Raw genomic sequence first — 8,468 nt, 5'->3', positions numbered from 1 at the left:
CGGCAAACACACGATCCAGCGCCGCACGGTCGCAGATATCCACTTGCTCAAAAGCATAGCGGGGATTATCGGCAATGTCGGTCAGCGATTCGAGATTGCCCGCGTAGGTCAGTTTGTCGAGGTTGACGACGGAATCTTGGGTGTTTCGGATAATATGACGGACAACGGCAGAACCGATAAAGCCCGCACCGCCGGTAACAAGGATGGTTTTTTTGTTTGCGGTTTGCATTTAATCCCCATATCCGTTGGGGTTGCGGCTGACCCAACGCCACGAATCTTCCATCATTTGCTGCAAGCCGCGTTTGGTTTCCCAGCCGGTTTGTTGTTTGGTATGGGACGGGTCGGCAAAGGAACACGCCAAGTCTCCGGCGCGTCGGGGTTGGATTTGATAGGGAATATTTAAGCCGGATGCGGCTTCAAAGGCACGGATGATTTCCAAAACGGAATAGGCGCGCCCCGAACCCAAGTTGAACAAATGTACGCCGGCAACGCCGCCTTTTGCCTTCATTGCCGCGATATGCCCTTCTGCCAAATCCATCACATGAATGTAGTCGCGCATTCCCGTACCGTCGGGGGTCGGATAATCGCCGCCGAATACCGACAGTTGCGGCAGCCTGCCCGAAGCCACTTGGCAGATATAGGGCAAAAGGTTGTTGGGAATACCGTTGGGCTGTTCGCCGATCAAGCCGCTTTCGTGCGCCCCAATCGGGTTGAAATAGCGCAACAAAATCACGCTCCAACGCGGATCGGCCTTTTGGATGTCGGTTAACATCCGTTCCACCATCGCTTTGGATGCGCCATAAGGATTAGCGGTATCGCCCGGGCGCATATCTTCCGTATAGGGCATTTTACGTATCATGGCGCGACGCATTAAAGTAAACGCCAAAGCGCGTTTATACTGGTTATCCAGTTTCCCTATATTTTTACGTTACAAATCAAGTTGTTGGTATTCATCGTGAAAATAGAATTTTTCGGCATAACGCTGACTCATAAAACCGGCATGCGGGCTGCCTGAAAAAATCATTGCGACATCATCGTCATTTAATGTTTCATGGTTGTTTGCTATTAATGCTAAAGCAATTTGGTAATTAATTGCCAAAATATCGTTAGTAATCACACGATAGCCGCGTTTTTTGGCTTCGTAGGCAAAGGAACAGCCTCCACTAAATACATCTGCAACTGTATCTACATCAGACGGAAGCTGGTCACAAATCCAGGAAGCTATTTTCTCTTTATTACCGATATAGTTAATTTTCGGATATTGCTTATTCATTTTCACTCATTTTTAAAATACTTTCAGCAATAGCTTTTGCCAATAAAGGCGGTACGGCGTTACCAACCTGCTGCTGGGCAATTTTGCTGCCGCAAAAAATAAAATTATCAGGGAAAGATTGTAAGGCAGCTAATTCACGAACGGTTAACGCCCGATTCTGTTCATAGTGAAAAACTTTGCGCATATCTCCTGTAATACAAACGGCTGGTTTTGTTGCTGTTGTAACGGATGTATTTACGGATATCACCTGTTTTCGGACGTAATGGTTCAGGAATATCGTTACGGTTACCTCCATTTTTAACAAATGCCATTTTTTCTAACATTTGTGCCGAATGATTCATAGCTTCATGATTTGCAACGTGTGGATTGCTTTCGCCAGCAGCCAGTTTTGGAAAATGTCCTATTGCTGATCCAACAGTCTGATGGGAAATCTGCAAAGGTTCGGGAAAGGAAATTTTGCCTTTATCCCTCCTCCCGATAAATATCACTCGGCTACGTATCTGAGGAACACCGAAATCGGCTGCACTCAGTATCTTACATTCCACCGAATAACCGATATTCTGAAATGCTTGAATAATCTCAATACGTGTTTTACCTGAATTGTGTGTATAGAGTCGCGCTACATTTTCCATAACAAAAAAATATGGTTGGACAATTTTAACTATTCGGACAAACTCTTTAAATAAATGGTTGCGTGGGTCATCTGTAAATGTCCGTCCAATCTTTCCTGCCATACTAAAACCTTGACAAGGTGGTCCTCCAATAATCAAATCAACTGCTTGTCCGTTAAGACAATTGATTAAATCTTGTTCGGTTAGTGTGGTTAAATCTTTTTGCAGTAATTGATGATGGGGGAAGTTGGTACGGTAAGTCTGACAATAATCAGACTCCATTTCAACAGAAAGCAATTGTTGGAATCCGGCTTGTTCAAAACCCAAGGATAGGCCTCCTGCTCCTGAGAAAAGGTCAATATAGGTAAGTGGTGTGTGCATAAGTCAAAATCCATAAACTCTTCGATTATTTTACCGCTTCAGCTTCGCAAACGCATCCGCCATCGCCGAATTGGCTGGGGCGCGGTCGTTGCGTTGGGGTTTGCGGCCGGCTGTCCGTTCGCGGCTGCGGTTTTCAGACGGCATTTTATGTTTTGCGCCGCCCGGTTCGTCATCCAAGCGCATGGTCAGCGCGATGCGTTTGCGTGCGGCATCGACTTCCAGCACTTTCACTTTCACCACGTCGCCGGCTTTCACGACTTCGCGCGGGTCTTGGACGAATTTATTGGATAGGGCGGAGATGTGCACCAAGCCGTCCTGATGGACGCCGATGTCCACGAACGCGCCGAAGTTGGCGACGTTGGAAACCACGCCTTCGAGTATCATACCGACTTGCAAGTCGCTGATTTCGTGGATGCCTTCGGCAAACGATGCCGTCTGAAACGCGCCGCGCGGGTCTCGGCCGGGTTTTTCCAGCTCGGACAGGATGTCCAGAATGGTCGGCAGGCCGAAGCGTTCGTCGGTGAAGTCGGACGCTTTGATTTGCTTCACGCGCTCGCGGTTGCTGATGAGTTCGGCGGCGGTAATGCCTTGTTGCGCCAGCATTTTGGCAACGACGGGATAGGCTTCGGGATGCACCGCGCTCGCGTCCAGCGGCTCTTTGCCGCCGTTAATCCGCAAAAAGCCTGCCGCCTGCTCGAAGGTTTTTTCGCCCAAACGCGGTACTTTCAGCAATTTTTTGCGGCTGTCGAACGCGCCGTTTTCATCGCGGTAGGCAACGATGTTTTGGGCAAGGGTTTGATTCAAACCGGAAATTCGCGCCAAGAGCGGGGCGGAGGCGGTGTTCACGTCCACGCCGACGGCGTTCACGCAGTCTTCGACCACCGCGTCCAGCGATTTGGCGAGCTGGCTTTGGTTCACGTCGTGCTGATACTGTCCCACGCCGATGGATTTGGGGTCGATTTTGACCAACTCGGCAAGCGGGTCTTGTAGCCTGCGGGCGATGGACACCGCGCCGCGCAGGGAAACGTCCAAGTCGGGGAACTCGCGCGCCGCCAGTTCGGACGCGGAATAAATCGATGCGCCGGCTTCGGAAACGACGATTTTGTGCAGCCCCATTTCCGGCATTCCGCGCACCAGTTCGCCCGCGATTTTGTCGGTTTCGCGGCTGGCGGTGCCGTTACCGATGGCGATGAGCTTCACGCCGTGCTGTTTAATCAGGCGCGACAGCGTTGCCAACATATTGTTTTCTTGATGCAAATAGACGATGACGGTATCCAGCAGCTTGCCGGTGTCGTCCACCACGGCGCATTTCACGCCGTTGCGGTAGCCGGGGTCGAGACCCAGCGTGGTCAGCCGTCCGGCGGGCGCAGCAAGCAGCAAGTCTTTGAGATTGCGGGCGAACACGGTAATCGCGTCGGTGTCGGCGGCTTCTTTCAAACGATTGAGAGCTTCAAGTTCCAACGACAAAAAGATTTTCGCGCGCCAAGTCAGGCGCACGGTGTCGCGCAGCCATTTGTGGCCGTCTGAAACTTTGAAGCGGCGGGCGATGATTTGCTCGTATTCGCTTTGCTGCGTAATCGGCGTGTCGTCGGGCTGATATTTGAGCGCGATGTTCAACACGCCTTCGTTGCGTCCGCGCAAAACCGCCAGCGCACGATGGCTGGGCATCGCACGAATAGGTTCGCGGTGGTCAAAATAATCGCTGAATTTTTCGCCTTCGGTTTCTTTGCCTCCAACAACTTGCGCGTGGATTTCGGCTTCGTTCCACAGCTTGTCGCGCAGCGTGCCGATGAGTTCCGCGTCTTCGGCAAACTGCTCCATCAGAATCGCACGCGCGCCGTCCAACGCGGCTTTGGCATCGGGGACGTTTTCGTTCAGGTAGCCTTGTGCGGCGGCTTCCACGTCCTGCGACTGCTCGGCAAGCAACACGTCCGCCAGCGGCTGCAAACCGTGTTCGCGCGCGATTTGCGCTTTGGTGCGGCGTTTGGGTTTGTAGGGCAGATACAGGTCTTCCAGCGCGGTTTTGTTATCGGCGGCTTCGATTTGCGCCCTGAGGTCGTCTGAAAGCTTGCCTTGCTCTTCAATGCTTTTTAAAACAACGGCTTTGCGCTCTTCCAACTCGCGCAGATATTGCAGCCGCTCGGCAAGCCGGCGCAACTGCGTATCGTCCAACCCGCCCGTCGCTTCCTTGCGGTAGCGGGCGATAAACGGCACGGTCGCGCCGTCGTCCAAAAGCTCGACGGCGGCGGTGATTTGCGCGGCAGTCGCGGAGAGTTCTTGGGAAAGAATTTGAGTAATGTTCATCAATAGAATTCCAACGGACAGGCCGTCTGAAATTTCAGACGGCCTGATTTAAAAACAATCGCTTTAAGGCAGCGAATTATAATATTCGTAGGCTTTGTCCATATCTTCAAACTGGTACATATGCCCTTTTTCCAGCACCATCGCATTATCGCAATATTGCTTCATGGCGCTGTGGCTGTGCGACACCAAGATGATGGAACGGTCTTTGCGCTTTTCAAACAACTCGTACTTACATTTATCGGCAAAACGCGAGTCACCAACTGCAATCACTTCGTCAATCAGGTAACAGTCAAACTCCACCGCCAACGACAGCGCAAAAGCCAAACGCGCTTTCATACCTGAAGAATAGCGTTTCACCGGCTCATACAAATATTGCCCCAGCTCCGAAAATTCTTCCGTAAACGCTTTCACATAATCGATATCGACATTATAAATCCGGCAGATAAAACGCAGATTATCCATCCCGGTCAGGCTTCCTTGGAAGGCACCAGAAAACGCCAGCGGCCAAGAAATACTCATGGTTCGCTTGATTTCGCCCGAGGTAGGCGGCTCGACACCACTAATCAAACGGATCAACGTCGATTTACCTGCACCGTTTCGACCCAAAATACCAACTTTCTCACCCTTTTGCAGCGAAAAATTGATATCGTCTAACACCGTCCGCATACCGCCGCGCATTTGATACTGCTTGGAAACATGTTCAACCGAAATCATTGCGGCTCGACTCCTTTACTGAATTTACTGACCATCGCCAAGCCAAACAACAACAACACCAGATTGCACAATACGATATACCAAGGATTTTCATAGGTAATTACATCGCTGCCAAAATATCCGGCACGGAACATTTCTGTGCCATGCACCATCGGAATCATTAATGCATATTCTTGTACCTTGGGCGGCAAATTATGCACAAAAAAGAACGCACCGGATAACGGCATCATCACAAAAGTCAATGTGCCCCAAATCTTGCCAAACGGCTCGAAATTAAAGGCAATCGAACAAATCACCAAACCCAAACCAATCGCAAAAAAAGCCATCAAAAGCCAAGCCATCAGCATATAAAACATATCTGCCGGCATTTCAATCCAGCCAATCGCAATCAATACCGCCATAATCACAATCTGCGCAATGGTTGCACCAGCAATTTCCAAAATCATGCGCGCCAAAATGGTATCCAAAACTCTTACATTGCGGTGATAAAGCAGGCTGGCATTAGCAGAAATGGCACCAATTGATCGATTAGAGGCATTACGCCACATCATCATCATTGGATAACCGGTAATCGCAAACGCCACAATATTCAAAGTTGAATATCGGTCTGCCCTTAAAAATTTCCACATCAAGACAATAACGAATGTCATCAGCAACGGTTCAACAAACAGCCATAAAAAGCCAATATTATTGCGACCGTAACGGGTGATAATTTCCCGCATCAAAAGCGCGCCGATCACGCGCCTTTGAATAGCCAAAGATTCCCAAAATGATGTTTTATGCAAGGCTTTCATCAGTTTTTATGCTCACGAATGCTGGCAGTCAACAGGCTCAAAATACCATAAACCATCAAGCCGATAATCAGAGTGGCAACAATGTTGTATAACCGTTTAGGTTCATGCGCCAAATCCGGCAGGCTCGGCTGAGAAATCACTTCTAAATAAAGCTGCTGGCGATCAGCTTCAGCTTTAGCGCTTTCCAGAGAAGTCATGGCCGCTGCCAATTGCTGCTCAGCTAATTGATTTTCCAAATAAACGCGCTGATAATCAGCTGCTTGATTTGATAATGATGATTGCCCACCACCCGAAATGGCACGTAACTGTTGGTTAATTTCTTTGCGTAAGCTCTTCTCACGTGCCTGCAAACCTGGAATTTGCGGGTTTTCTGGCGTAACTGCTTTCACCTGATCAAGCTGGGTTTGAATCACAATCAACTCATCTTGCAGCTTGGATACCAAGCCCATCTGTACCTCTGATTGCGCTTTCAAGTCAAAAACACCATTAGAAATGCGGTAATTAGTCAGATTCTGTGAAGTTTCTTTCACACGCTCTTCAGCAGTTTTCACCACTTCTTCCGCATAACGCACTGTATCAGAGCGCGCACGATCATTCAGCTGGTTAATCAATGCTTCGCCCTGTTTTAACAAAGCTTCATTGATTTTCTTAGATTCAAGCGCATCAAATGATGTAACGTTAAGCGTAGAGATACCTGAAATCGCATCAAAATTAATGTTCAGCTTATCTTTATAGTATTGATAAAAAGCCTCTTCCTCACCACGGAATCCAAAACCATTAAATCGGCTAAATACATCGCCCTTAGTTTCATAAAATTCACGCACCGGCAAGATTTTACGCAGTTCATCCAAAGACGAGCGCGAACGCATATACTCCCCAACCGTGTAAATATCATCTTGCGCACGGGCAAAACCTGTGCCCTGCAAAATGGCACCCAGGCCATTGAGAGAAGATTGGCTTTTAGGCGAGCGCACCACAAAGCTCGATTGCGACGTAAAACGATCGGAAGCGAAGAAGCCGAAATACACCAACGAAATTACCGTAGGGATAATCACCGTTACCCAAAATAAAGGGCTTAGCTTTTTAATCCAACTTTTCTTTTTCGGCTTTTTACGCTCGGCTTTGGTTTCAGTGGCAACTGCCACAGGAAGTTGCTCAGACATCTTAATTACTCACATTAATTAGTTAAATTATTAATACTGTTCGCGCCACTGGTAACCGGCGAGAACACAAACGACAAGAATTTCTGCACTTCAGCCAACGGCGCATTCGACACATACAATACATCTTTATTCTTCACAGGAAAGCGCTGCATAGAAAATAGCGAATGCGCATCAGCCATATTCACACGATATACCGTTGGAATCTCTGCCTCACTGCCATAACCTTGAGCAATCCATTTATCCTGACGTTCTGCCGGCAATTCCACCAATGGCGTATAGCGGAACACAAACACACCACGCGCATCAGAACGGCGGTCTTGCAAACCGCCCATACGGCCAATGGCTTCAGAAAGCGATAAGCCTCTGGCTGAAAAACCGATTTCTTGTGTTCTCCCCACCGCACCCATAGACGTAAAGGTATAGGGATTGGTAATCATGGTAACCACATCACCGCGACGCAGCAAAATATTTTGTCGCGGATTTGCAACTAAATCTTCCAAGGCAACAGTTCGTACTACATTGCCACGTGTCAGCTGCACATTCGTATCCTGCACATTTGCCGTTGAACCACCTACCGCAGCCACCGCATCCAACACACGCTCACCGGCTGCCGTCAACGGCATACGCACACTATTGCCTGCGCGAATCACCGATACATTTGCCGCATTATTCTGCACCAAGCGCACCATCACTTGCGGCTGATTGGCCATTTTTTTCAGGCGGCCTTTAATAATTTCCTGAACCTGACCAGGCGTTTTACCGACCACCGAAATATCGCCAACAAACGGCACAGAAACCGTACCACGTGCCGTGACCAACTGCTCCGGCAACTTGGTTTGCTGTGCACTACCCGAGCCCATCGAAGAAAGCCCACCGCCAAACAATACCGCCGGCGGCGCTTCCCAAATCATAATATCCAATACATCACCAATATTTAGCGTACCGGTAGAAGCATAACCATCGCCAAACTGGGTAAAAGACTGATTCATCTGAGCTTTATACAAAGACTGCGCCACAGCATGATTGACGTCAATCAACTCCACTTCAGGAATTTGAGCTTCGGACTGTTGCCCTAAGGAGACAATCTTTTTAGCACTTGGACCTGAGGAAGGAATGGCTCCACATGCCGTCAGCGTAATAAGTACCAAACCGCAGATGATAAAAGAAGATATTTTTTTTACTTCCATAATATAACCTAGGGCGTGTCCCTAATTTGAATAAGCCCAAA

Annotated in this window: 9 protein-coding genes and 1 pseudogene; all 10 read right to left on the bottom strand. The window is 48.8% G+C overall.

All coding sequences use genetic code 11. The features are described from left to right. Positions 1-229: NAD-dependent epimerase/dehydratase family protein (locus tag HMPREF2959_RS00275; RefSeq protein WP_083314107.1), on the bottom strand; the 229-nt coding region annotated here is incomplete at its 3' end. After that, positions 230-850, bottom strand: a pseudogene (gene galE, locus HMPREF2959_RS00270) (UDP-glucose 4-epimerase GalE); the annotation flags it as partial. 78 nt (positions 851-928) lie between these two features. Next, on the bottom strand, positions 929-1,273 hold the full coding sequence (locus HMPREF2959_RS00265) for a DNA adenine methylase (RefSeq protein ID WP_002215281.1): 345 nt from the start codon (positions 1,271-1,273) through the stop codon (positions 929-931). Then, on the bottom strand, positions 1,266-1,457 hold the full coding sequence (locus HMPREF2959_RS13365) for a DNA cytosine methyltransferase (protein WP_033909036.1): 192 nt from the start codon (positions 1,455-1,457) through the stop codon (positions 1,266-1,268). The genes HMPREF2959_RS00265 and HMPREF2959_RS13365 overlap by 8 nt, the downstream gene beginning before the upstream one ends. Further along, positions 1,435-2,265 carry a DNA cytosine methyltransferase gene (locus HMPREF2959_RS00260; RefSeq protein ID WP_002215283.1) on the bottom strand — a complete coding sequence of 277 codons (831 nt, stop codon included), beginning with the start codon at positions 2,263-2,265 and terminating at the stop codon, positions 1,435-1,437. The genes HMPREF2959_RS13365 and HMPREF2959_RS00260 overlap by 23 nt, the downstream gene beginning before the upstream one ends. A gap of 30 nt (positions 2,266-2,295) precedes the next feature. Next, entirely contained in the window at positions 2,296-4,569 is a 2,274-nt protein-coding gene (locus HMPREF2959_RS00255; RefSeq protein ID WP_002243174.1) for a Tex family protein, read from the bottom strand. 63 nt (positions 4,570-4,632) lie between these two features. Beyond that, on the bottom strand, positions 4,633-5,283 hold the full coding sequence (locus tag HMPREF2959_RS00250) for an ABC transporter ATP-binding protein (RefSeq protein ID WP_002243173.1): 651 nt from the start codon (positions 5,281-5,283) through the stop codon (positions 4,633-4,635). Next, entirely contained in the window at positions 5,280-6,077 is a 798-nt protein-coding gene (locus tag HMPREF2959_RS00245) for an ABC transporter permease (protein ID WP_002238584.1), read from the bottom strand. The genes HMPREF2959_RS00250 and HMPREF2959_RS00245 overlap by 4 nt, the downstream gene beginning before the upstream one ends. Then, positions 6,077-7,240, bottom strand: coding sequence for a capsule polysaccharide export protein CtrB (ctrB, locus tag HMPREF2959_RS00240; RefSeq protein WP_002221808.1), 1,164 nt, complete (start codon positions 7,238-7,240; stop codon positions 6,077-6,079). Before ctrB ends, HMPREF2959_RS00245 begins: the two co-directional genes overlap by 1 nt. Before the next feature lie 14 nt (positions 7,241-7,254). Beyond that, a complete protein-coding gene (gene ctrA / locus HMPREF2959_RS00235; protein ID WP_096121634.1) occupies positions 7,255-8,427 on the bottom strand; it encodes a capsule polysaccharide export outer membrane protein CtrA in 1,173 nt (390 codons plus the stop codon). Positions 8,428-8,468: the final 41 nt, after the last annotated feature.

The organism is Neisseria sp. HMSC070F02 (assembly GCF_001814225.1).
Taxonomy (GTDB): domain Bacteria; phylum Pseudomonadota; class Gammaproteobacteria; order Burkholderiales; family Neisseriaceae; genus Neisseria; species Neisseria meningitidis.
Note: the sequence above shows the minus strand (reverse complement) of the source record. Positions and strands in the feature narration are given on the sequence as shown.